This window comes from Tatumella morbirosei (assembly GCF_000757425.2).
Lineage (GTDB): Bacteria > Pseudomonadota > Gammaproteobacteria > Enterobacterales > Enterobacteriaceae > Tatumella > Tatumella morbirosei.
Window position 1 is genome coordinate 332275 of the sequence record NZ_JPKR02000005.1, and the last position, 22427, is coordinate 354701.

The window sequence follows — 22427 nt, forward strand, 5'->3', positions numbered from 1 at the left end:
TGTATTCTGCCTGGCGGCGGGATACTAATAAACCCATTGAGATCCACGGACATCATCGCTCCGTCATTTTACTTATCGGTATTTCAGATCCTGAATATATTCAGGTAATACCCACGGTGCCTCAAGCAGATAACAAACTCTGACTTAACGGAGAAGTCCCCAAAATGAGTGACTCATTATTCAGAAAAGCCGGCTTCCGTCAGGGACATATTTATCAGGTGCAAACAATACCACTTCGCCTTCTGCATCAGAAAATCCTAAGGTCAGGACCTCGGACATAAACTTGCCTATCTGCCGCGGTGGAAAATTGACCACCGCTGCGACACGTCGGCCAGCCAGTTCCTGTAACTGATAATGTTTTGTGATTTGTGCACTCGAGCGCTTTACCCCGACCCCGGGGCCAAAGTCGATAGTCAGTTTGTAGGCCGGTTTGCGCGCTTCGGGAAAGGCTTCAGCAGAAAGGATAGTGCCGATGCGGATATCCACCGCTAAAAACTGGCTAAAATCTATAGTATCGGCAGGCACAGCATCGTGCGGGTGATTCAGGTGCATAACTATATCATCCTGTTATCTGGTGAATAAAAACCTTGCCAGGCCTCGTTAGCAGACCGAAATCAGGGGAGAGGTTCGGAAAATAATGACTACAGCCCCGTTCACTGGCAGTAGTTTTGCTGTGTTTAGGTATTCACACTTATAACAAGAATAGCGTCAAAAAACACCCGCTTGTGCGGTTTCAGGCAGTATCTGAATATTATGTTTTTTTCTGATGGCTAACTTTATGAGGTCAGTCCATTTAGCGGGTTTCTTCAAAATTGGTCGGCGGGAGAGGATGATGCCCCTGCGGACCGTTGCTGAAGCAACGTTGTCTCGCTGACGCCCGGCTCAAACCTCCTTCGGAGGTTCTCATCCTCTTTAAACTCCGGACGTAAAAAAACCCGCTAAAAGCGGGTTTCTTCAAAATTGGTCGGCGAGAGAGGATTCGAACCTCCGACCCACTGGTCCCAAACCAGTTGCGCTACCAAGCTGCGCTACTCGCCGAAATACTGCTTACCTCTGCATCTTTTACCTGGTGCGAAGAGAGGGACTTGAACCCTCACGTCCGTTAAGACACTAACACCTGAAGCTAGCGCGTCTACCAATTCCGCCACCTTCGCATATCCGGCAAAAAATGGGGTGGCTAATGGGACTCGAACCCACGACAACTGGAATCACAATCCAGGGCTCTACCAACTGAGCTATAGCCACCATATTTTTCTTACTGCTTACAACGTAGCTAAAAACACCTTTACTACTCTCGCGGTAAATCACCGCAGCTCTTACGCTAACCAAAAATGGTGCGCCCGACAGGATTCGAACCTGAGACCTCTGCCTCCGGAGGGCAGCGCTCTATCCAGCTGAGCTACGGGCGCTTAGCGCCGTTGCGGATGCGGATATTACGGGGTTGAGCTAATCCTGTCTAGTGCTTTTTTAATAAAATTATTCATTTGCTTATCGTTTGCGCAGTTTGACTGAAGATCCAGCATACTGAGCAACTTTTGCACCGGAATAATCTCCGTCACTACAAATCGCCACGCCAGTGGTACTTTTGATAACGCAGCAATTGCCACTGCCGTCGCCAGCGCGAGGGTTGTTTTATCAGGCGATATAGCCACTCCAGACCCAGTTGCTGCCAGATTGCCGGAGCCCGCTTTACGACACCACAGAAAACATCGTAAGTCCCTCCCACTCCCATATACAAGGCATCGGGATATACTGCCCGGCAACGGCGAATAAAGAGCTCCTGCCGCGGTGACCCCATCGCTACCGTAACAATTTTAGCGCCACTGTCAGCAATATTCTGAATAACAGCCTCTGTCTGCTGCTCAGAAAAATAACCGTCCTGGCTGCCAGCGATGTTAAGCGGCCACAGCCGGTGTAATTTATCGCAGGTTTGTCGTAACACTTCCGGCTTTCCACCGAGCAGATACACCGGTATCTGCCGTTCTGCAGCCTGCTGCATGAGTTCCTGCCACAAATCGACCCCGGCAACTCTCTGGATATCACTGCCAGGATACTTTTTTCTGACTGAACGGACGATACTGATCCCGTCAGCATAGTTAAATTCGGCCTCAGACAGAATGTCCTGCAGTAACGGATCTTTTTCGGCCGAGAGTATCTTTTCCGCATTTATCGCCACCAGCATCCCTCTGCGGGGCTTATCCGGTGGCAACAGGAAATCAGCAAACTGTTTCACTGAACGGAATCCATAAAGCGACACCCCCCGAATCCGGTACGGAGGGGAACCAGGGTATTTATTCATCACTTTCCACAATCCAGCGGTTATTGATTTTTAAAGGTTAATAATGTGTCTTTCACTGAGGGTTCACGTTGCCGAATCACACCCACACTGTCCAGCAACCAGAACAGCACTTTAGCCATCACCAGGCAGAACAGAAAAATAACACTAAAGAACACAATTCTGGACCCGAAGGCATCCAGCCCTTCCCGTGCCAGAACTATCAGGTTGAAAATAGCGCCAAAACAAAAACTGTTAAGTACTGCCGCGGTGTAACGATTGGACTCCTGCATCGCACGGCGATAAATATAATCGAAGCCCCGGATGATGAATCCCACCAGCACCGCCCCGGGTATCAGCAGCCATACCCCCCCCATCACCACCAGCGAACCAATCAGTGTCGGTGAAATCGCCAGTCCGGAATGGTTATGCAACACATCCCAGGTAAAGTAATTGGCACTGTTCAACACCTCAGAAGGGCGTCCAGGCCACAGCCAGGAGGGAATAAATACATAGAAATCCCGCCACATGGGCGCCAGCCCCTGGAACTCAATGCGGTGATAATGGCTCAACAGCAGGGCAAGGTTTTCCCAAGGCGAAAAGGTATCGCGCGTGAGATACAAAAAAGTATGGAACGCCTCATCGCCGGAGACCTGCAGGTTATAACGGCGCAATGCCAGCCAGAACATCCCGACCACCGAAAGCACACCCGCTGATACCAGCATGGTCAGATTAATCCAGCCGCGGGTAATACCAATAAACAAAAACAGCGCAAACGCGATAATAATATTAGCCCGGGTACCGCCAACGATCAGATAAGTCAGCAATCCAAAACTGACCGTATAACCCAGGAAAATTAACCAGTTTTTACGGGTCGGTTTGAGGAAATAGACAATTAACATTGCCGGGATAAAAAAGTAGAAAAACCGCTTCAGTGCCACTCCGGAAACCTGGCTGGAGAATATCTGACTATAGGAACTCAACCGAAACAACAGGAACCCGTTATGCATAAAAAATACACCGACGGTCCCAATAGCAATCAGCGCCAGCAGACTGCAAAAAATCAGAGTTTCAACCCTGTTCATACTGAATAACGGGGGTGCGGTGGCGACTGCCGGGCGGCGAAATTTAAGCTTATAACTCAGATAATAAACCCCGTAGAAACCGGTCGCCGACAACAGCGCAGCCAGTAAATATTCGGGGGCAACGACCGGAGTATCAAAACAGAATACCAACAGACAGGTCAGCGGAAAGCCGAAATAAAACGTCAGTAAAAAAAGCAGGGTAAAGAAAAGATGGAAATTAAACCGTTCCCGGCGGAACTCTTTCCCTGCCAGTACCAGCACAAAGACCAGGCAGCAGAGATAGACGACCGAGAGACCGGACAGCTGTAATAAATTCATGATGCAACCTCCTGTTCCAGCTGTGCCAGCATCTGCTGCCATCCTTCCAGATAGCCCGGTGCAAGAAACGCGATGGCTGTTTTATCGCAACCGGTCAGCTGACGCCGGGCTTCGTTAATTGCCGCCAGCGTCAGGTCATCTCCGCGAAATAGTACCGGCAGTTGCTGTTCGGTCAAATCCTGCCAGAACGGATTGTCACGGCTGACCACAAATGGAATATTTTTCTCAATCAACAGACATAGCGTGCCAATCCCCTGCTGGCGTTTAAAAATAAAATAGCCTAACCGACAGCTATCCAGTAACGCCAGATAAGCCGGAAAATCCAGGGTGTCGGTGAGCAATGTCACCTGGCCATCAGGAAAATAGTGTTCCGCCACGGACCTGACCCGGGCAATATAGGCTTCATTACCCGTCGGATACCCCATCGGCACGATAACCCGTATCTGCTGACCGAACTGCTGCCGGATATCGGCCAGTGCTTCTGTATGACGGTTGGTCGGGTCTCCCGAATTTCCCAGCAAGATAGTCAGAGGTGGATCATTCGTCGTCATGGCGACAGGCGGGGAAGACGTTGGCATACGGGTCGGAAAATAGAGCAATGAAGCCGGTACCGAAGTCACACGCTGACGGAAATGACTGATATCTCCCCGGGTCGCCCAGACACTGGCTATCCGCTTGTGGGCCATACGGCGTAACAGATAAAACAGACGAAAACGTAGCTGCCGGGAATCCTCATACAAATCAGCCCCCCAGATATGCCAGTGTAACTGATGGCGGGCAATTCTCCGCCTGACTAACGCCAGCCACAGCCAGGGATTAAACTGACCATGGCAGAAAAATTGTTGTTGCCGGTTGCTCGCCAGCCTCACCACCGCCTTTGCCAGGCTTTTTTTATCGGGGAATACCTGCACATCCAGTGCAGTGAACTCCTCAACTGACTGAGCATCCTCAGCGACCACCATAAATTTTCGGCGACTCGCGGTGGGTATCTGCACCGACAACTGCTGGTCAAAGAAACGCAGTACCGTCAGGTTATGATGCGGAATATCCGATCCGAGCAGATGAATTAAGCTTGTCATTTTCGGTACCAATACATAAACACCGCCCCACAGAGGGCAAAATAGAGCATATAAGTCAGACAATAGGCCTGCACTGCCCCGCTAACACCGTGCACTGGAATCAGCCAACTGGCACTGGCAAGCAGCAACACAAACTGGCTCAGCTCGGTGAGCAAATAAAAACGTAAAGAGGCTTTGGCAATCACCAGGTAACCAAATACGTAAGCACCTACCTTAAAAAAGTCACCGGTCAGTTGCCAGACAAACAGATCGCGCATTGCGGCGAACTTCGCAGTAAATAACAGCCAGATAGCAACATCCCGCAACAACCAGACCAGTAATGCCACTCCGGCAACCACTGGCATGACAAATCGTAACGCGCGAAAAATCACGCGTCCGGTCGCCTGCTTATCACTTTGTTTAGCCAGAGTCGGCAACAGCCAGACACTAAAGGTCGCGGTAATAAATTGCAGCCAGGCATCTGAGATGCTAGTTACCCCCTGCCACAATCCTACCTGTTGCCAGCCGGCATGTGCTGCCAGCAGGTTACGCATAATAATCCACGCCACCGGAAGAGTGATGGCAGTCATCAATGCCATCAGTGTATACCTGAACAACAAAGCGGCCAGCCCGGGATCCCACTGCGGAATAAACCAGCGCCATTGCAGGGTCGTACCTGACTTAAGCAGAGCAATTGCAGGTAACAGGCTGATAGCCGGCACCAGAGCGATTCCGGCCAGTGCCCCGGAGTAGCCCCCCGCCAGCCAACAGAGCAGATACCCTGCCACACCGAGCAGGCTGCCTCCGGCGACGACCAGAGCATTGGCCCGCGCGTTTCGGTACCCCTTAAGCTGTGCCTGCAGCAAATTAGCCCACGCAATACCCGCTTGCAGAAAAGCCACTATCCGAATCACCTGCCGGTAGTGGTCGCTGCCAAACAGTAGCTCGCTGATCGGTGCCGCCGCCAGACTGAATACCATGCACAACAGAAGTGAAGAACCCATAATAATGGACGATGATGTCGCGGTCAGAGCCTGCAGTCTGGCGGGCTGCTCCTGATATTCAGCCACATAACGTGTCACTCCGTTAAATATCCCGGCGCCGGCCAGCACGCCCAGCACCGTCACCATTTGGCGAAAGTTACCCGCCAGACCTATCCCCTCCGGGCCATAACTGACAGCCAGCAGCTTAACGACCAGCAGCCCGGCCAGGATTTTGATAAGCGTAGAAAATGAGGTCCAGACGGAGGCTTTTGCCAGCGACATTAGTGCAGAAAGCTCATCAGTGAGCCGATAACCGTTTTCTGATTATTATCAGACAGATTATAAAACAGCGGTAAACGCAGCAGTCGTTCACTTTCTACGGTGGTAAAACGGTCCGAACCATGAAAACGCCCGTACTGTTGCCCGGCAGGGGAACTGTGCAGCGGAATATAATGGAATACCGCTAAAATATCGGCTTCTTTCATCCAGTCAATTAAACGGGAACGGACGGAGTTATTCGCCAGCCGGATATAAAACATATGAGCATTGTGGGTACAGTTTTCAGGCACCGACGGCAGTAGCAGTCGTCCCTGTTGTTCAAGCGGTAATAATGCCTGGTAATACTGATTCCAGAGTGTCAGACGCCGCTGATTTATCTGTTCAGCAGCCTCCAGTTGGGCCCACAGGTAAGCCGCCTGTAAATCAGACATCAGATAGCTGGAACCCATATCACGCCAGGTATATTTATCGGTCTGTCCGCGGAAAAACTGGCTACGGTTAGTGCCCTTCTCACGGATAATTTCCGCTCTGGCAACCAGCGATGCATCATTGATCAGAGTCGCACCACCTTCCCCGCCGGCAGTATAGTTTTTAGTTTCATGAAAGCTGAAACAACCGATATGGCCAATGGTCCCCAATGGCCTGCCTTTGTAGGAAGACATCACTGCCTGTGCTGCGTCCTCTATCAGATACAGATGGTGCTTTTCACACAGGCTGACAATACTGTCCATCTCACAGGCGACCCCGGCATAATGCACCACCACCACCGCACGGGTCTTAGCAGTTATCGCCGCTTCAATCAGACTCTCATCAATATTCAGGGTATCCGGACGAATATCAACAAAGACAACTTTCGCCCCGCGCAACACGAAAGCATTGGCTGTGGAGACAAAGGTGTAACTTGGCATAATCACTTCATCGCCGGGCACAATATCAATCAGTAATGCGGCCATCTCCAGCGATGCGGTGCAGGATGGGGTCAACAGCACCTTATGGCTGCCAAAACGCTGTTCCATCCATTGCTGGCAGCGGCGAGTGAAACCACCGTCGCCACTGAGCTTGCCGCTGGACATCGCCGACTGCATATATTCTATTTCGCTGCCGGTGACCGGAGGTGAATTAAAGGGAATCATCTGTTTTCCTGTATAGCCAATAGGCAGTATTTTCCAGCCGTGCACCACTACGCAGATAGAGACGCATTGCCACCACGTTACTTAACTGAGTGGTAATATGCAGATGCCGGAGACGTCTGACTCTGCCCCAGTCGGCAGCGGCATACAACAGTCGCTGACCAATACCTTTCCCCCTGGCTTCCGGGACCACTGCCAGCAATCCGATACGAGCATCTTCGCCTGCTTCGCGGACCGAAACAAATCCCTGCAACTCTCCGCCGGCCCCAAAAGCCACCAGGCACTGGTCATCAAATCGTCCGGTAACGGCATTCTCTATCCATTGAGCATAAAAACGCTGGCAATCGGCACTACTGAACCACGGTGTACGGAAACGGCTTTGAGTAAACGCTTGTGATGCTGCCTGGCGTAATTCCGGGATCTGGCTTTCACGGGCAATACGGATACCGGGTTGACGCTCTGTTTGCAGAATAGCCAGAACCAGACCCGCTTCACCCTCTGCCAACTGGAAACCCAATTGATTAGCAATCGTCAGCCCGGAATGGTCTTCGGCTGCGATTCTGGCCTGCAACAGAGGATAGCGATTCAACTCTTCGACCTGTAAGGGCCGGGTACCGCCCGGAATCAGGCGGCCGATGGGATAACCAAAAAACTCTGATTCCCATTCGAGCGGCACAACACTGCCATTTATTTGCATTTCAGCCCCCGATAACTGCCCGTCAGCCTTCACTGCCCCGTTCCCGTATTATTCCCACAGACCGCGGGTATCTACGACCCGGTGCCCGGCCAAACGTTGCAGGTCAATCGTTTTGAATTGCCGGTGATCAACCAGCAAGACGAGGATATCTGCCTGTTGCAGGGCAGTTTCACTGTCCGCCAGTGTCACCTCACCTGCCAGTGAAGATGGCAACTGCGTAATATTCGGTTCTACGGCTAATACCTGACCCTGGTGCCACCGGCTAATCATCTGTACCACATTCAGCGCCGGACTTTCGCGTAAATCATCAATATCTGCTTTAAAAGCCAGTCCGAAACAGGCAATAGTAATCTCAGAGGCACGTTGTGATGTTGCGTTGAGGCAATCAGCCAGTTGCTGCTTCACCTGATCCATCACCCAGCCAGGCTTACTGTCATTGACCTCGCGCGCCGTGCGTATTAACCGGCTCTGCTGTGGATTCTGAGCCACAATAAACCAGGGATCGACAGCAATACAATGACCACCGACGCCAGGGCCTGGCTGCAGGATATTCACCCGTGGATGACGGTTTGCCAGGGCAATCAGTTGCCATACATTGATCTGCTGTTCATGACAAATCATCGACAGTTCGTTAGCAAAAGCAATATTGACATCCCGAAAGCTATTCTCAGTCAGTTTACACATTTCGGCGGTACGGTCATCGGTGACGATGCATTCCCCACGAACAAACAGCTGATATAGCTGACGAGCCCTGGCGGAACATGCGGGAGTCATACCTCCAATAACACGATCATTGTTGACCAGTTCACTCATTATTTTGCCGGGCAATACCCGTTCAGGGCAGTAAGCAATATGAATATCTGGCTGCTCGCTATGCTGCGGGAACATCAGGTCCGGGCGAAGTGCCGCCAGCCAACCCGCCATCTGTCCGGTTGTACCCACCGGACAGGTAGACTCGAGTATGATCAGGTCTCCTTTCTTCAGGACCCCGGCAACAGACTCTGCCGCAGCACGAACATAACTTAACTCGGGCTGATATTCAGAGCGAAATGGCGTAGGCACAGCAATCAGGAACGCATCGGCCGGTTGTGGGGTAGTCGATGCCCGTAAATATCCTCCGGCCACCGCTTCTGCCACTTTCTGAGCCAGACAGGGTTCCACAATATGTATTTCGCCGCGGTTGATAATATCCACAGTCTGTGGATTAACATCGACGCCAACGACATTCGTTTTCTCAGAGGCAAGCACTGCTGCTGTTGGCAAGCCGATATAGCCCAGACCGACAACAGAAATTGTCTTAAAACTCATAAATGTACTCTGTGCTGTTTTAATATCTTTATAATTTCCCGACAGGCCTGCCCGTCACCGTAAGGGTTATGGGCCCGGCTCATCTGCCGCCAGGCATCGGAGTGCTGTAATAATCGCGAAGCTTCCGCGATGATTTTTTCGCTGTCCGTTCCGACTAACCGTACGGTTCCGGCATCTACCGCCTCCGGACGCTCAGTGGTGTCACGCATCACCAGCACCGGAATCCCTAATGCCGGAGCTTCCTCCTGTATTCCGCCGGAATCCGTCAGAATCAGGTGGGCTTTATTCATCAGCCAGACAAAGGGCAGGTATTCCTGGGGTTCAATAAGATAAATATTGCTAACCCCGCTGAGTATCCGTTTTACCGGGGTACTGACATTCGGATTAAGATGTACCGGATAGACGATTTGCACCTGAGGGTGGCGAACGGCAAGTTCTGCCAGAGCACCGCAGATACGTTCAAATCCTCCGCCAAAGCTTTCACGCCGATGCCCGGTGACCAGGATCATCGGCCGGCCGGTTTCAAGAAACGGATACCCCGCCGCCAGTTGCTGGCTGAGCACTTTATCCTGGCAGATTTTATCCCTGACCCACAGCAATGCATCAATCACCGTATTCCCGGTCACAAAGATCTGTTGCGCGGTGATATTTTCCCGCAACAAATTTTGTCGCGAGCGTTCCGTAGGCGCAAAATGGAAGTGGGCAAGATGCCCGGCAACCTTCCGGTTCCCCTCTTCCGGCCATGGCGACAGCAGATTGCCGGTTCGCAAACCTGCTTCCACATGTCCGATAGTGATTCGCTGATAGTAGGCCGCCAGACTGACCGCCATCGTAGTGGTAGTATCACCATGCACCAGCACAATATCCGGGCGAAAGTCTGACAAAACCTGTTGCATCCCTTCCAGTATACGGCAGGTCAGCGCCGTCAGATCCTGGCCGGGCCGCATAATATCTAAATCATAATCGGGTTGCAGACTAAATAATCTCAGGACCTGATCGAGCATTTCCCGGTGTTGTGCTGTTACACACAACCGCGCATTAATCTCGTTATCCGCGGCCAGCGCACGGACCAGAGGAGCCATTTTTATCGCTTCAGGGCGCGTGCCAAAGACCGTTAATACTTTCACACAGGATTCCTTATTTTCCGGATATCTGTCTGCTGACATATGATTATTTACCGGCGGGCAATGGCGATAACCGCCCCGATAAATACTCCTGTCATTCCCCACAGTGCCATTAATAGTAGCAAACGCGGACTTTCCGGGCTCACCGGGGGTTCCGGTGAACGCAGGTAGCGCCATGTCTGAATATCATCAGACAACACCGGTGCCGGTTTCAGGCTTTCCAGTAACGCTTTATTTTGCAGATAACCTGAAGCAAGAGCAGCCTCTCCCTTATCAGAAGCCCCGTGGCTGTCAGCAGCCTGGCTCTGTAAAGCATCCACGGCGACCTTCTGCCTGATAAGTTCAGTCTGATGCAACTGCCAGGCATTCCGCCACTCTTCACTGAGGTTACTGTTCAGACTACGGATAGCCCGCTGGCTGGCAAACTGTACATACTGGCTGAGTAACTGTGCCGAATCCGCAGCATTATCTGCCAGCAAAATGAGTGTGTCGCGGGTACCGCGGACCGGCTCAGCGGCCTGGAAGCGAATATTGCCGATAAGCCTGTTAAGGATTACCGCACGCTGAGCTTCATGACCATTAAGTTGCCGACGAAAATACTGTGACTGTAACCAGAAGTCCCGGCGACTGTCCCAGGAAGAAATCTGTAATAAAAACTCCTGATAAGCTTCATCAGTCACGGCTGAGGCCGCAGGGGGAGGTGCATTACTGTCTTCCAGAGTCGCGAGTAGCTGACGCTGAGTGTAATAAGGCGCTATCTGGCTAACCGAAGGATGATCGACAATCGCTGTGGCACTCCACACCTGAGTCGCCCATTGTGCATAGCCATAGGCTAACAATAATCCGGCTGCCGCCAGACCAATGATCCATCCTTTTCCCCGCCACAACCGACTGACCAGGAGTGGAACGTTTAATTCATTTTCCACAGAGGGAGACACCATAACGGGTAGATCCTTATCGCAATAGAAACCGGGGTTAAATCTGATTTTCGCGGGCATGGCGGAAATTATGCCAGCGGCGTTTAATTCTGCGGACCAGACGGACTACCCGCCACGCATGTTTAAGGCAATAACCATAGACCGAGAATGCCACCAGAAACAGCAGCATCATGACCCATTCTGGTATCCAGGACACACACTCGCCAATGACCCCGATAGCAGCCAGCAATGCAGCGGCAAGGGTAATCAGTACGAAGGCCTGACGGGAAGTAAAACCGGCCCGCATGATCAAATGATGAATATGCTGGCGATCGGCAGAAAACGGGCTCATGCCCTTATGCAACCGCCGGTACATAATCGCCACCATATCCATCAGTGGGATAGCAATAATCCATAGCGCCGTCACCGGGCGAAGGTCATGATTCTCTCCCTGGGTAGTTTCCAGTAACAACCAGATGACCGTAAAACCGATCATGGTACTGCCGGCATCGCCCATAAACACTTTATAGCGGCGGCCCAGGATACCCAGATTGAGTAAAATATAGGGAAGAGTGGCGGCTATCATCGCAAAGCACCAGAACGCCAGGCTCAGTTGCCCTTTCAGATAAAGAAGAATACCTAAAGCACAGAAGCTGACAGAAGACAGCCCACCGAGTAAACCGTCGATGCCATCCACCATGTTGAAAGCATTAATAGCAGCCCAGACCGCAAACAAGGTCAAAAGATAGCCAAAAGGACCGACATTCAGTTCAACGGGCCCGAGTATATAGCCAAAACTGACCAGATAATGGTGGGCGCCGGACATCATCACAATGGCGACAAACGCCTGAACGACCGCGCGCAACTTTACACTGATATCAAAGCGATCATCCAGTGCCCCCACCAGAACCAGGACTCCGGAGCAACACAGGTACAGAACCACATGCGGCTGATAGCTGCTGGTCAGAATCAGTGCAAAACAAATACCGGCAAATACCGAAATACCACCGACCAGAGGCACTGCACCCTGATGACGCTTTCGGGAGTCCGGTTTATCCACCAAACCAACTTTTTGGGCTATTTTGCGGGCGAAGAACAAAAAGACCAGCGAAAACAGGAAAGTTAGTCCAAGTTCAGTACTCATATTGAGTAAATTCACATTCCACGCTCTCAGTCAGAAAACTCACTAAGGAAAATCGGTTCTTAAGTTTTTATCCTGATTCAGGTGGTGAGTTCTGTGCTGTCCGCGTGATTCCGTGTTAATAGTATTATCTGCATGTGTAACTCCTTCACAAAGTCCCTTGTCCCTGATAATGCTATAGCCTGAACAACAAAAACGCCACGTAATCACGTGGCGTTTTGCTACTTTCAAAAAATTCCTAATTCGCGGTGAGGCACTCGTGGTTACGAGCGTTTCATCATATCGAAGAATTCTTCGTTAGTTTTCGTCATCGCCAGCTTGTTAATCAGGAATTCCATAGCATCAATCTCACCCATCGGGTGGATAATTTTACGCAGAATCCACATTTTCTGCAGTTCTTCCGGCGTTGTCAGCAACTCTTCTTTACGTGTTCCTGAACGATTATAGTCGATGGCAGGGAAAACACGTTTTTCAGCGATTTTACGTGACAGATGCAATTCCATGTTGCCGGTACCTTTAAACTCTTCATAGATAACTTCATCCATTTTAGAGCCGGTATCCACCAGTGCAGTGGCGATAATGGTCAGGCTTCCGCCCTCTTCCACATTACGTGCCGCACCAAAGAAACGCTTAGGACGATGCAGGGCATTGGCATCCACACCCCCGGTCAGTACCTTACCTGAAGCCGGAACCACGGTGTTATAGGCACGTGCCAGACGGGTAATCGAGTCCAGCAGGATGATGACATCTTTTTTGTGTTCGACCAGACGCTTGGCCTTTTCGATCACCATTTCGGCAACCTGGACGTGACGTGAAGCAGGTTCGTCAAAGGTCGAAGCAACGACTTCACCTTTTACCAGACGCTGCATCTCGGTAACTTCTTCAGGACGTTCGTCAATCAGTAGTACCATCAGCTCACAATCAGGGTAGTTATACGCCAGGCTCTGAGCGATGTTCTGCAGCAGCATGGTTTTACCGGCTTTCGGTGGTGCAACAATCAGACCACGCTGACCACGACCGATGGGTGATGCCAGATCCAGAACACGGGCAGTAATATCTTCTGTTGATCCGTTACCACGTTCCATCCGCAGGCGGTTATTGGCATGCAGGGGGGTAAGGTTTTCAAACAGGATTTTATTACGGGCGTTTTCGGGCTTGTCGTAGTTGACTTCGTTGACTTTCAGCAGGGCAAAATAGCGTTCGCCTTCTTTTGGCGGACGAATTTTTCCGGCGATGGTGTCACCTGTACGCAGGTTAAACCGACGAATCTGGCTGGGAGAGACATAAATATCATCCGGGCCTGCCAGGTAGGAGCTGTCGGCAGAACGGAGGAAACCAAATCCATCCTGTAATATTTCCAGCACACCATCACCAAAGATGTCTTCGCCACTCTTTGCATGCTGCTTAAGGATGGCAAAAATAATGTCCTGTTTGCGCATACGCGCGAGGTTTTCCAACCCCATATTTTCGCCGAGAGTAATCAGCTCAGACACCGGCGTATTTTTTAGTTCGGTAAGATTCATAGTGATGGGTTCTTGACTCGGGGTGTTACTCGAAATGTTAGTCATGAGTGGTATGGCTAAAATCCATGCCTGTAAATAGAAACATATTAACACTGAACTCGACAATGGAGTCGTTATTAAACAGCGACAGACTATGACGAGACGGCCTTGATGCGACGTGGTGGTAAACCACCGGATTGTTAATCCATCTAAATGGAAACACAGACTGGCTTAACAAAGGAAATCTTAGATTCTGACTACTGGTAAGAGCGTAATGCAGTGGGGATAACTTATCACGACAAAATGCAGACGTCCAGTGATAGCACAAAAATAAACCACCACTGGCGTCAGTGGGCATAATTAGCCCAGGTTAGCGTTCAGGAACTCTTTCAGCTGACCTTTAGATAAAGCACCCACTTTAGTGGCTGCGACTTCGCCGTCTTTGAACAACAGCAGGGTCGGAATACCACGGATGCCATACTTAGGCGCGGTGCCCGGGTTGTCATCAATATTCAGTTTCGCGACAGTGAGTTTGCCCTGATATTCTTCGGCAACTTCATCCAGAATTGGCGCGATCATTTTGCAAGGGCCGCACCATTCAGCCCAGAAATCTACCAGTGTCACACCGTCAGCTTTCAGGACGTCGGTTTCGAAACTGTTGTCGGTCAAGTGAACGATTTTATCGCTGCTCATATTTTGCTCCACAGAATTATGCCTGGCGAATTGGCGTATAATGAATCAACGTAAGTTGACTTTATTTCATTGGATACGCTTTCGTAAAGCGACATTAAGCTGATATTCTACCACACTATGAGCAAAACACACTTAACAGAAAAGAAGTTTTCCGACTTCGCCCTGCACCCTAAGGTAGTTGAAGCCCTTGATAATAAAGGATTTCAGTACTGTACACCGATTCAGGCATTAGCACTGCCTTATACCCTTTCAGGGCATGATATCGCGGGTCAGGCGCAAACCGGTACGGGAAAAACGATGGCGTTCCTGACGTCAACGTTCCATTATTTGCTGTCTCATCCGGTGGCTGAAGGCCACAAAGTGAATCAGCCTCGGGCATTAATCATGGCTCCCACCCGCGAACTGGCGGTGCAGATCCATGCTGATGCCGAGCCTCTGGCAGATAACACCGGGTTGCGACTCGGCCTGGCCTATGGTGGAGATGGCTATGATAAACAACTGAAGGTTCTTGAACAGGGTGTAGATATTCTGATTGGCACCACCGGACGGTTGATCGATTATGCCAAACAGAACTACATCGACCTGAGTGCCATTCAGGTGGTGGTACTGGATGAAGCCGATCGTATGTTCGACCTGGGCTTTATCAAAGATATCCGTTGGTTGTTCCGCCGTATGCCTGCGGCGAATCAGCGCCTGAACATGCTGTTCTCTGCCACCCTGTCATGGCGGGTACGGGAACTGGCATTTGAGCATATGAATAACGCAGAATATGTCGAAGTTGAACCTGAACAGAAAACAGGTCACCGCATAAAAGAAGAGCTGTTCTACCCTTCTAACGAAGAGAAGATGCGCTTACTGCAATCCCTGGTAGAAGAAGAGTGGCCAGACCGTGCGATCATTTTCGCCAATACCAAACATCGTTGTGAAGATGTCTGGGGACATCTGGCTGCAGACGGCCATCGCGTCGGCCTGTTAACCGGTGATGTACCACAGAAAAAGCGCCTGCGGATTCTGGAAGACTTTACTAAAGGTCAGTTGGACATTCTGGTGGCTACCGATGTTGCAGCACGGGGGTTACACATTCCGGAAGTGACCCATGTATTTAACTACGATTTACCGGATGATCGTGAAGATTACGTACACCGGATTGGTCGTACCGGCAGAGCGGGTGCCAGCGGGCATTCTATCAGCCTGGCATGTGAAGAATATGCACTGAATTTACCGGCCATTGAGGAATATATCGGCCACAGTATTCCGGTCAGTAAATACAACAGTGACGCTTTATTGACGGATTTGCCTGCACCAAAACGTCTGGCTCGTCGCCCGGCGAACAATAACCGCAGGGGCAACAATAATAACCGTCGCAGTGGTCCTCCACGTAACAATAACCGTAAACGTTCAGGTTAAACCAGCTATGCAGAACGCATCATCACTTTATGCTGCTATTGATTTAGGTTCTAACAGCTTTCATATGCTGGTGGTGCGTGAAATCTCCGGAAGCATCCAGACTGTTGCCCGAATTAAACGTAAAGTGCGGCTGGCGACCGGGCTGAGTCAGGATAATCATTTGTCTGACGAGGCTATGACTCGCGGCTGGCAATGTTTGCGTCTCTTTGCTGAACAACTTCAGGACATCCCTGCCAGTCAGATTCGGGTGGTCGCTACTGCAACCTTACGTCTGGCGACCAATGCGCAGCAGTTTCTTTCAACCGCTGAAAACATTCTGGGATGCCCTGTTGAAGTCATTAGTGGTGAGGAAGAGGCACGACTGATTTATCAGGGTGTCGCTCATACCACCGGAGGCTCTGATCAGCGTCTGGTGGTGGACATTGGTGGTGGCAGTACCGAATTAGTCACCGGTTCCGGGGCAGATACCACGGCATTATTCAGCCTGTCCATGGGATGTGTCACCTGGCTCGAACGTTACTTCACCGACCGTTATCTGACCCGCGAAAATTTTGAACAGGCGGAGCTGGCGGCAAGAGAAAAAATCCGTCAGGTAGCCCCGGTTCTGTGTGAGAAAGGCTGGGAAATTTGTGTCGGCGCATCAGGAACCGTTCAGGCATTGCAGGAAATCATGGTCGCTCAGGGGATGGATGAACAGATCACCCTTAGCAAACTCCGGCAACTGAAACAACGCGCCATCCAGTGTGGCAAACTCGAAGAGCTGGAAATTGAAGGACTGACTCTCGAACGCGCATTGGTATTCCCCAGTGGCTTATCTATTCTGATCGCTATCTTTCATGAATTGCAGATAGACAGTATGACCCTGGCGGGCGGTGCATTACGTGAAGGGCTGGTCTACGGCATGTTGAATCTGCCTGTCGACAAAGATATTCGCACCCGGACATTACATAATGTCCAGCGCCGTTTTGCTATTGACGGAGAACAGGCTCTCCGTGTGCAGCAACTGGCGGATGTTTTTTTTCGTCAGGTCAGCCAGAGCTGGAAACTGGATGCCCGCTGCCGCGAATTACTGCTGAGTGCCTGCGCTATCCATGAAATCGGCCTGAGTGTGGATCATCGTCAGGCTCCTCACCATGCTGCCTATCTGGTTCGTTCTCTTGATTTACCGGGCTTTACCCCCGCACAGAAAAAACTGATTTCTTCTCTGTTACAAAACCAACAGGGCAGTATCGACCTGGCACTATTAACCCAGCAAAATGCTCTGCCTCCGCGCCTGGCTGAACGTATCTGCCGCTTACTGCGACTGGCCATTATTTTCTCCAGCCGTCGTCGGGATGATACTTTGCCGGCCCTCAGGCTACAGGCCAGCGACGAGGCGATGCATCTGACGCTACCCGCAGGCTGGCTGGAAACTCACCCGTTACGGGCTGAATTCCTGGAGCAGGAGTGCCACTATCAGAGTTATGTTCACTGGCTGCTGACTCTCGGCTGATAACAGACACCGGCCGCTTCCCCTGCGGCCGGCGACATTCACCCGCTCTGTTTCTTCGACTTTTCCAGCATAGCCCGCAATCCGGCCACCCGACTCTGGCTGTTAATCATCCGTTCTTCACTGCTGACCTTCTTGCGGTCACCTTCCCAGACCAGATCATCCTGTGGCAGTTCCAGCAAGAATCGACTCGGCTCAGGACGCACCTGCTCGCCATATTGCCGGCGTTCACGACACAGAGTAAACGTCAGCTCTTTCTGAGCCCGCGTAATCCCGACATAAGCCAGGCGTCGCTCCTCTTCAATATTATTTTCATCAATACTGCTCTGGTGAGGTAACAGCCCTTCTTCCATTCCAACCAGATAGACATAGGGAAACTCCAGCCCCTTTGAGGCGTGCAGAGTCATCAGCTGCACCTGGTCCTGATCATCTTCGCTCTCTCCCCGTTCCATCATGTCACGCAGGGTAAAGCGCGTTACTACCTGAGTCAGTGTCATCGGCTCATCCAGTTCATTGCCTTCGAGCATTTCGGTCATCCACTGGAACAGCGTGTTCACATTTTTCATTCGCATCTCAGCGGCTTTCGGACTGGCAGAATTCTCAAATAACCAGCTTTCATAACTGATGCCGTGGATAAGGTCCCTGACGGCAGCAACCGGTTCGCGTTCACTCAGGGTGATCACTGAATTCAGCCAGTGAGTAAAACGTTGCAGATGTTCAAGACTTCTCGCCGGCAGACGCTCCGCCAGCCCCAGGTCAAAACTGGCATGGTACAGGCTTTTATTACGAATGGAGGCCCACTCACCCAGCTTTTGCAACGTTGCCGGACCAATTTCACGACGCGGTGTATTCACTATTCTCAGGAAGGCGCTGTCATCTTCCTGATTTGTCAGAACCCGCAGGTAAGCCAGGATATCTTTAATTTCCGGACGGGAGAAAAATGAGGTTCCCCCGGAAATCCGGTAAGGAATACGGTTCTGCATCAGCAATTTTTCGAACACCCGCGACTGATGGTTTCCCCGGTAGAGAATCGCATAGTCCTTGTAATTCGTTTTCTGGATAAAGTGATGAGCAATCAGCTCACCGGTGACCCGTTCCGCTTCATGATCTTCATTGTTCGCAGTGATCACCTTCAGCAAACTACCTTCACCCAGTTCTGAAAATAATTTTTTCTCAAATACATGTGGATTGTTGGCAATCAGAATATTGGCGGATTTCAAAATTCGCTGCGAGGAACGATAATTCTGTTCCAGTTTGATCACTTCCAGCGCCGGGAAATCCTGACTCAGCAGCACCAGATTTTGCGGTCGTGCACCACGCCATGAGTAAATTGACTGATCATCATCACCCACTACCGTAAACCGGGCCCGTGATCCAACCAGAAGTTTTACCAGCTGATACTGACTGGTGTTGGTATCCTGATATTCATCGACCAACAGATAACGGATGCGCTGCTGCCAGCGTTCCCTGACCTCTTCATTGCGTTGTAGCAACAAAGTCGGCAGTAAAATCAGATCGTCGAAATCCAGCACATTGCAGGAACGCAGATGTTGATCATAGAGCTGATAACAGTGAGCAAACACATTATCCTGTGCCGATTTCGCTAAACCCGCTGCACCCTCCGGTAATACCAGATCATTCTTCCAGTTAGATATGGCAGAAATCAGGTTCTGTAACAGCGTCTTATCTTCTTCCAGCCATGGCTTTGTCAATTCTTTCAGCAATGCCATCTGGTCCTGATCATCAAACAGAGAAAAGTTGGACTTCATGCCCAATGCGGCATATTCGCGTTTGATAATTTCCAACCCCAGTGTATGGAAAGTCGAAATCAGCAGTCCACGGGCTTCTTTACGGCCTAAAGTCTGCGCGACACGCTCTTTCATTTCTCTGGAAGCTTTGTTGGTAAAAGTCACCGCTGCGATATGCCGGGCCTGGTAACCACAGGCTCGGATCAGGTGGGCTATTTTGTTAGTGATGACCCGGGTTTTGCCGGAGCCGGCACCCGCCAGCACCAGACAAGGACCGGTAACATACTCAACGGCATGTTGCTGACTGGGGTTTAAACGCATAAAAAATCGCTCTGTCGATAACTGAAAGAATGGTATATAAAGCGGCAAGTATACACATCTCAGACTGCCGGAGCAGAAATATGGCTAAAACAGCCGCCGCACTCCATATTTTGGTCAAAGAAGAAACTCAGGCGAAAGAATTACTGCTTCGTCTGCAAAAAGGGGCCAGTTTTCAGCAACTGGCAAAAAAGTACTCCACCTGCCCTTCCGGACGAAAAGGCGGTGAACTGGGAGAATTCAGGCGCGGCCAGATGGTCCCGGCCTTTGATAAAGCGGTCTTTTCCTGTCCGTTACTGACCCCATATGGTCCGGTAAAAACCAGCTTCGGGTACCATATTATCAAAGTCCTGTGGCGTAACTGAGTCCTTCCCCTTACGCCACAGACCTGCCCTGATTCTGCCGTTACTGATTTGCTGCCGGTGCCGGCGATGGGGTTTCGCCACTACCTGTGGGAGGATTAAGAATTCCGTCAAAGCGTGTTTTCAGGCTGTTGACGGGGATTTCGGCTTCCCCCTGAGGCTGAACCAGCACCATACTTAATGGCTGTGACAGTTGCAGATGCAGCTCGTGATTCAGCGCCTCCAGGGTTAATCCTCCCAGGAAAGCCTGGCGTAACCGCTGGTATTGTTCCGGTGATATATCCACTACCGCATTCTGCTGCGAACGCAGACGTTGTGACATCAGTGTCTGCGTCCCGGTCCGTGCATAGGTGGCAAAGAGTGTATTCAGTTCTGTCAGTTTTCTGGCCATCAGGCTATCGAACTCACTCTGAGTCAGACCTTTATCCCGCAGGTTGGCAAAATCTGTTGCCACTTTATCTACCTGACCAGGCATGTTCTCCGCAGAGGTATCAATGTTCAGGCCACACTGGGCCCGCTGGTAAAATACGCGACAATCCAGACCAAAGCGGGTATCGGTATTCGTCGTTTCCGGCTCAGCAGGTTGCAGATGCCAGTACAGCACTTCACGGGCCAGGTCTCCCAGCCAGTATTGCTGCAAAGAATGAGAGTCAGTGATCGGTGACCATGGCATATCCCAAATCAGCGATAACCGGTCTCCGACTCCCTGATTATCGACCAGATTGACTGCCTGGTCAGATAACGGAGGTAACACGGCCACCGAAGGTGGAGTATTACGCTTTCCGGAAAGTGACGAAAAAGTTTTGCCTATCTGTTCCGATAACGCACGGGTATCTACATTTCCGACCACATACAGTGTCATGGCATCCGGGGTATACCATTTATGGTAAAAGCTATTTAACTGCGCAACATCTACCGGAACGGCACTGCTGGCCTGTGGGTCATGGGCCAGTAGTGCCGACCCTTTCAGACGATAACGCCACCAGACATCCCCGGGATTGGCAGGCCAGCTGGCCGTAGGATCAGAAGCGCTCAGTGCGGCATTAACCATTTGCGGGTTAATCACCATGCTGCCGGCAGTACCCGCCAGCCATTGTAATGCCTCTTTGAGTAAATCCGGGCGATTAGCAGGTAGACTCAGGTTGTACTGAGTAAAGTCATAGGACGTCACTGCCGGCGCTAAGGTACTATTTTGATCAATACTTTGCCGCCATAATTTTCTCTGCGTGGCGGCATTAATGGCTGTGTTATGAACCAGCGCCAGCCGGGTCAGCAGATGGCTGTAACCCGTCTGTAATGCACTTTCGTTTAATGATCCACTCTCGACCACTAACCGTAATTCAATGCTGTCTGTCGGACGCTGGGGTGTCGAAAGCACCTGCCAGCTGAAACCATTTTTTAGTTTCCCCTGTTGCCAGGCAGGATCTGGCTGAAGGGCCTCAGCGTGCAACGTGAAACTGGCTACGGCGAAGAAAGCCCCGCCCACCCAGTGCATAAATTTGGTGCCCTGCATGTGAACCCCTACATTCAAAAGGTGAAAAACATAATTTTCACTGGCATTTCATTGCCATACATACATTCCAGGTGTTTCTGAATACTGTTTTGATAGAACATCGTTTTTTTGACCACAGAAAAAACCGGATGTCGCGCGACAACGTAAAAAAACATTCAGAAAATTTCGGGCTTTATTATCCAAAAGTCAGGCACTGCGGCAAGGAAAAAGCGAAAAATATCGGAATTGTTCAGGGAAATAGCATGATTAAAGAAAAACACGCCGCCAACGTCGGCAGAATGACGGGAAATCTCCCGGTTTTCACAGAACAGTGACGGCACAAAAAGTATCATCCCTGCCCGTCTGCTTCACGGGCAAGGCAACAACGCAGCTATTCCGACGCCTTATCCGTCAGTCTCGCGGCATCCCACAGTGTCAGTATCTGTTCAATCGCCTGCTCTATACTCTGCTTAGGGGCATTATCGCGGGCCAGAGTGGAAATCCCCAGCATAAAGCTGTCAAACACGGTGGTTAGTGCCTGGGTCGCGGGGCTATTTTGCAGTTCACCACTGCGGATACCCCGGTCAATACAGAACTGAATACCGTCCCGTGTTCTTTGGCGAGAAGCCGTCAGAGGTGCCAGTATCGCCCTGTCCTGTTCAGCGATACAGGACATTACCCCCAGTGCGACCATACACCCCCGTGGATGACCTTCCTCATATTGCATCCGTAGTGATCCTCTGAATGCACTTTCCAGGGCCAAACGTGGCCCCAGACTTTCATCCCAGAGCGTTTCCGTAACCTGCGCATGGGTTTGCAAATAGCACTCTACCGCTTCACGGAATAAAGCCTCTTTCGAACCAAATGCCGCATAAAAGCTGGGAGCGGTAATCCCGCCTCCGATGGCCGCTTTCAACTGAGAAAGCGATGTGGCGTCATAGCCATTCTGCCAGAACAGATGCATGGCAGTGATCACCGCTTGCTGTCTGTCGAATTGTCTTGGTCGTCCGGCTTTCATGGTTCCCCCCTTATGTTAATTAGATACTAATTGATACATATTTATTTGACAACCTGAGCCAGGGCATTTAATTATATATCAAC

The 22427-nt window shown here is 50.8% G+C and carries 20 protein-coding genes, 4 tRNA genes and 1 other RNA gene; 4 read left to right on the plus strand and 21 right to left on the minus strand.

What is annotated here, in order from left to right; all coding sequences use genetic code 11:
• Window positions 1-180: 180 nt before the first annotated feature.
• The 18 genes from HA49_RS17050 to trxA form a co-directional block, all read right to left on the minus strand.
• Complete coding sequence (locus tag HA49_RS17050; protein WP_038015435.1) at window positions 181-552, minus strand: tRNA-binding protein; 372 nt, start codon at window positions 550-552, stop codon at window positions 181-183.
• Between the two features lie 261 nt (window positions 553-813).
• A non-coding RNA gene (locus HA49_RS21045) (RtT sRNA) lies at window positions 814-928 on the minus strand.
• A gap of 33 nt (window positions 929-961) precedes the next feature.
• Window positions 962-1038, minus strand: a tRNA-Pro gene (locus HA49_RS17055).
• 29 nt (window positions 1039-1067) lie between these two features.
• A tRNA-Leu gene (locus tag HA49_RS17060) sits at window positions 1068-1154 on the minus strand.
• A gap of 15 nt (window positions 1155-1169) precedes the next feature.
• A tRNA-His gene (locus tag HA49_RS17065) sits at window positions 1170-1245 on the minus strand.
• 87 nt (window positions 1246-1332) lie between these two features.
• Window positions 1333-1409, minus strand: a tRNA-Arg gene (locus tag HA49_RS17070).
• 149 nt (window positions 1410-1558) lie between these two features.
• Window positions 1559-2299, minus strand: a complete 741-nt coding sequence (wecG, locus tag HA49_RS17075; protein ID WP_038015437.1) for a lipopolysaccharide N-acetylmannosaminouronosyltransferase — start codon at window positions 2297-2299, stop codon at window positions 1559-1561.
• Window positions 2300-2319: 20 nt separating this feature from the next.
• Window positions 2320-3678, minus strand: a complete 1359-nt coding sequence (wzyE, locus tag HA49_RS17080; protein WP_038015439.1) for an ECA oligosaccharide polymerase — start codon at window positions 3676-3678, stop codon at window positions 2320-2322.
• Window positions 3675-4757, minus strand: coding sequence for a TDP-N-acetylfucosamine:lipid II N-acetylfucosaminyltransferase (gene wecF / locus HA49_RS17085; protein ID WP_038015442.1), 1083 nt, complete (start codon window positions 4755-4757; stop codon window positions 3675-3677). The genes wzyE and wecF overlap by 4 nt, the downstream gene beginning before the upstream one ends.
• Window positions 4754-6001, minus strand: coding sequence for a lipid III flippase WzxE (gene wzxE, locus HA49_RS17090; protein WP_038015445.1), 1248 nt, complete (start codon window positions 5999-6001; stop codon window positions 4754-4756). Before wzxE ends, wecF begins: the two co-directional genes overlap by 4 nt.
• Window positions 6001-7131, minus strand: a complete 1131-nt coding sequence (gene rffA, locus HA49_RS17095) for a dTDP-4-amino-4,6-dideoxygalactose transaminase (RefSeq protein ID WP_038015447.1) — start codon at window positions 7129-7131, stop codon at window positions 6001-6003. The genes wzxE and rffA overlap by 1 nt, the downstream gene beginning before the upstream one ends.
• Entirely contained in the window at window positions 7118-7825 is a 708-nt protein-coding gene (rffC, locus tag HA49_RS17100) for a dTDP-4-amino-4,6-dideoxy-D-galactose acyltransferase (protein WP_038015763.1), read from the minus strand. Before rffC ends, rffA begins: the two co-directional genes overlap by 14 nt.
• A gap of 48 nt (window positions 7826-7873) precedes the next feature.
• Window positions 7874-9133, minus strand: a complete 1260-nt coding sequence (wecC, locus tag HA49_RS17105) for a UDP-N-acetyl-D-mannosamine dehydrogenase (protein WP_038015450.1) — start codon at window positions 9131-9133, stop codon at window positions 7874-7876.
• On the minus strand, window positions 9130-10260 hold the full coding sequence (gene wecB, locus HA49_RS17110) for a non-hydrolyzing UDP-N-acetylglucosamine 2-epimerase (protein ID WP_038015766.1): 1131 nt from the start codon (window positions 10258-10260) through the stop codon (window positions 9130-9132). Before wecB ends, wecC begins: the two co-directional genes overlap by 4 nt.
• A gap of 47 nt (window positions 10261-10307) precedes the next feature.
• The gene (locus HA49_RS17115; RefSeq protein WP_038015453.1) at window positions 10308-11198 is read right to left on the minus strand and encodes a Wzz/FepE/Etk N-terminal domain-containing protein; all 891 of its coding nucleotides are present in this window, start codon (window positions 11196-11198) and stop codon (window positions 10308-10310) included.
• A 34-nt stretch (window positions 11199-11232) separates the two neighbouring features.
• The gene (wecA, locus tag HA49_RS17120) at window positions 11233-12318 is read right to left on the minus strand and encodes a UDP-N-acetylglucosamine--undecaprenyl-phosphate N-acetylglucosaminephosphotransferase (RefSeq protein WP_038015455.1); all 1086 of its coding nucleotides are present in this window, start codon (window positions 12316-12318) and stop codon (window positions 11233-11235) included.
• Between the two features lie 260 nt (window positions 12319-12578).
• Window positions 12579-13838 carry a transcription termination factor Rho gene (gene rho / locus HA49_RS17125; protein ID WP_038015767.1) on the minus strand — a complete coding sequence of 420 codons (1260 nt, stop codon included), beginning with the start codon at window positions 13836-13838 and terminating at the stop codon, window positions 12579-12581.
• A 339-nt stretch (window positions 13839-14177) separates the two neighbouring features.
• Window positions 14178-14510: a thioredoxin TrxA gene (gene trxA / locus HA49_RS17130; RefSeq protein WP_038015458.1), complete on the minus strand. Its 333-nt coding sequence runs from the start codon at window positions 14508-14510 to the stop codon at window positions 14178-14180.
• 117 nt (window positions 14511-14627) lie between these two features.
• Between trxA and rhlB the strand changes: the two genes are divergently transcribed.
• Both rhlB and gppA read left to right on the plus strand, forming a co-directional pair.
• On the plus strand, window positions 14628-15917 hold the full coding sequence (gene rhlB / locus HA49_RS17135) for an ATP-dependent RNA helicase RhlB (protein WP_038015461.1): 1290 nt from the start codon (window positions 14628-14630) through the stop codon (window positions 15915-15917).
• 7 nt (window positions 15918-15924) lie between these two features.
• Window positions 15925-17409, plus strand: a complete 1485-nt coding sequence (gppA, locus tag HA49_RS17140; RefSeq protein ID WP_038015464.1) for a guanosine-5'-triphosphate,3'-diphosphate diphosphatase — start codon at window positions 15925-15927, stop codon at window positions 17407-17409.
• Between the two features lie 38 nt (window positions 17410-17447).
• On the opposite strand, the gene rep is transcribed toward gppA, so the two are convergent.
• Window positions 17448-19475, minus strand: a complete 2028-nt coding sequence (gene rep / locus HA49_RS17145; protein WP_038015467.1) for a DNA helicase Rep — start codon at window positions 19473-19475, stop codon at window positions 17448-17450.
• A gap of 80 nt (window positions 19476-19555) precedes the next feature.
• Here rep and ppiC point away from each other — a divergent pair, with 80 nt between their 5' ends.
• Window positions 19556-19837, plus strand: a complete 282-nt coding sequence (gene ppiC, locus HA49_RS17150) for a peptidylprolyl isomerase PpiC (RefSeq protein ID WP_038015469.1) — start codon at window positions 19556-19558, stop codon at window positions 19835-19837.
• 40 nt (window positions 19838-19877) lie between these two features.
• Here the strand turns inward: ppiC and HA49_RS17155 are convergent, their stop codons facing one another.
• A complete protein-coding gene (locus tag HA49_RS17155) occupies window positions 19878-21347 on the minus strand; it encodes a M16 family metallopeptidase (RefSeq protein WP_038015472.1) in 1470 nt (489 codons plus the stop codon).
• Window positions 21348-21436: 89 nt separating this feature from the next.
• Here HA49_RS17155 and HA49_RS17160 point away from each other — a divergent pair, with 89 nt between their 5' ends.
• A complete protein-coding gene (locus HA49_RS17160; RefSeq protein ID WP_156994687.1) occupies window positions 21437-21661 on the plus strand; it encodes a hypothetical protein in 225 nt (74 codons plus the stop codon).
• Window positions 21662-21717: 56 nt separating this feature from the next.
• Here HA49_RS17160 and HA49_RS17165 read toward each other — a convergent pair whose 3' ends face one another.
• On the minus strand, window positions 21718-22344 hold the full coding sequence (locus HA49_RS17165; protein ID WP_038015476.1) for a TetR/AcrR family transcriptional regulator: 627 nt from the start codon (window positions 22342-22344) through the stop codon (window positions 21718-21720).
• Window positions 22345-22427 lie beyond the last annotated feature (83 nt).

Bases quoted from the DNA above. Each gene is read 5' to 3' on its own strand.
- HA49_RS17050 (WP_038015435.1), bottom strand. From the start codon at position 552: ATGCACCTGAATCACCCGCACGATGCTGTGCCTGCCGATACTATAGAT.
- wecG (WP_038015437.1), bottom strand. From the start codon at position 2,299: ATGAATAAATACCCTGGTTCCCCTCCGTACCGGATTCGGGGGGTGTCG.
- wzyE (WP_038015439.1), bottom strand. From the start codon at position 3,678: ATGAATTTATTACAGCTGTCCGGTCTCTCGGTCGTCTATCTCTGCTGC.
- wecF (WP_038015442.1), bottom strand. From the start codon at position 4,757: ATGACAAGCTTAATTCATCTGCTCGGATCGGATATTCCGCATCATAAC.
- wzxE (WP_038015445.1), bottom strand. From the start codon at position 6,001: ATGTCGCTGGCAAAAGCCTCCGTCTGGACCTCATTTTCTACGCTTATC.
- rffA (WP_038015447.1), bottom strand. From the start codon at position 7,131: ATGATTCCCTTTAATTCACCTCCGGTCACCGGCAGCGAAATAGAATAT.
- rffC (WP_038015763.1), bottom strand. From the start codon at position 7,825: ATGCAAATAAATGGCAGTGTTGTGCCGCTCGAATGGGAATCAGAGTTT.
- wecC (WP_038015450.1), bottom strand. From the start codon at position 9,133: ATGAGTTTTAAGACAATTTCTGTTGTCGGTCTGGGCTATATCGGCTTG.
- HA49_RS17115 (WP_038015453.1), bottom strand. From the start codon at position 11,198: ATGGTGTCTCCCTCTGTGGAAAATGAATTAAACGTTCCACTCCTGGTC.
- wecA (WP_038015455.1), bottom strand. From the start codon at position 12,318: ATGAGTACTGAACTTGGACTAACTTTCCTGTTTTCGCTGGTCTTTTTG.
- rho (WP_038015767.1), bottom strand. From the start codon at position 13,838: ATGAATCTTACCGAACTAAAAAATACGCCGGTGTCTGAGCTGATTACT.
- trxA (WP_038015458.1), bottom strand. From the start codon at position 14,510: ATGAGCAGCGATAAAATCGTTCACTTGACCGACAACAGTTTCGAAACC.
- rhlB (WP_038015461.1), top strand. From the start codon at position 14,628: ATGAGCAAAACACACTTAACAGAAAAGAAGTTTTCCGACTTCGCCCTG.
- gppA (WP_038015464.1), top strand. From the start codon at position 15,925: ATGCAGAACGCATCATCACTTTATGCTGCTATTGATTTAGGTTCTAAC.
- rep (WP_038015467.1), bottom strand. From the start codon at position 19,475: ATGCGTTTAAACCCCAGTCAGCAACATGCCGTTGAGTATGTTACCGGT.
- ppiC (WP_038015469.1), top strand. From the start codon at position 19,556: ATGGCTAAAACAGCCGCCGCACTCCATATTTTGGTCAAAGAAGAAACT.
- HA49_RS17155 (WP_038015472.1), bottom strand. From the start codon at position 21,347: ATGCAGGGCACCAAATTTATGCACTGGGTGGGCGGGGCTTTCTTCGCC.
- HA49_RS17165 (WP_038015476.1), bottom strand. From the start codon at position 22,344: ATGAAAGCCGGACGACCAAGACAATTCGACAGACAGCAAGCGGTGATC.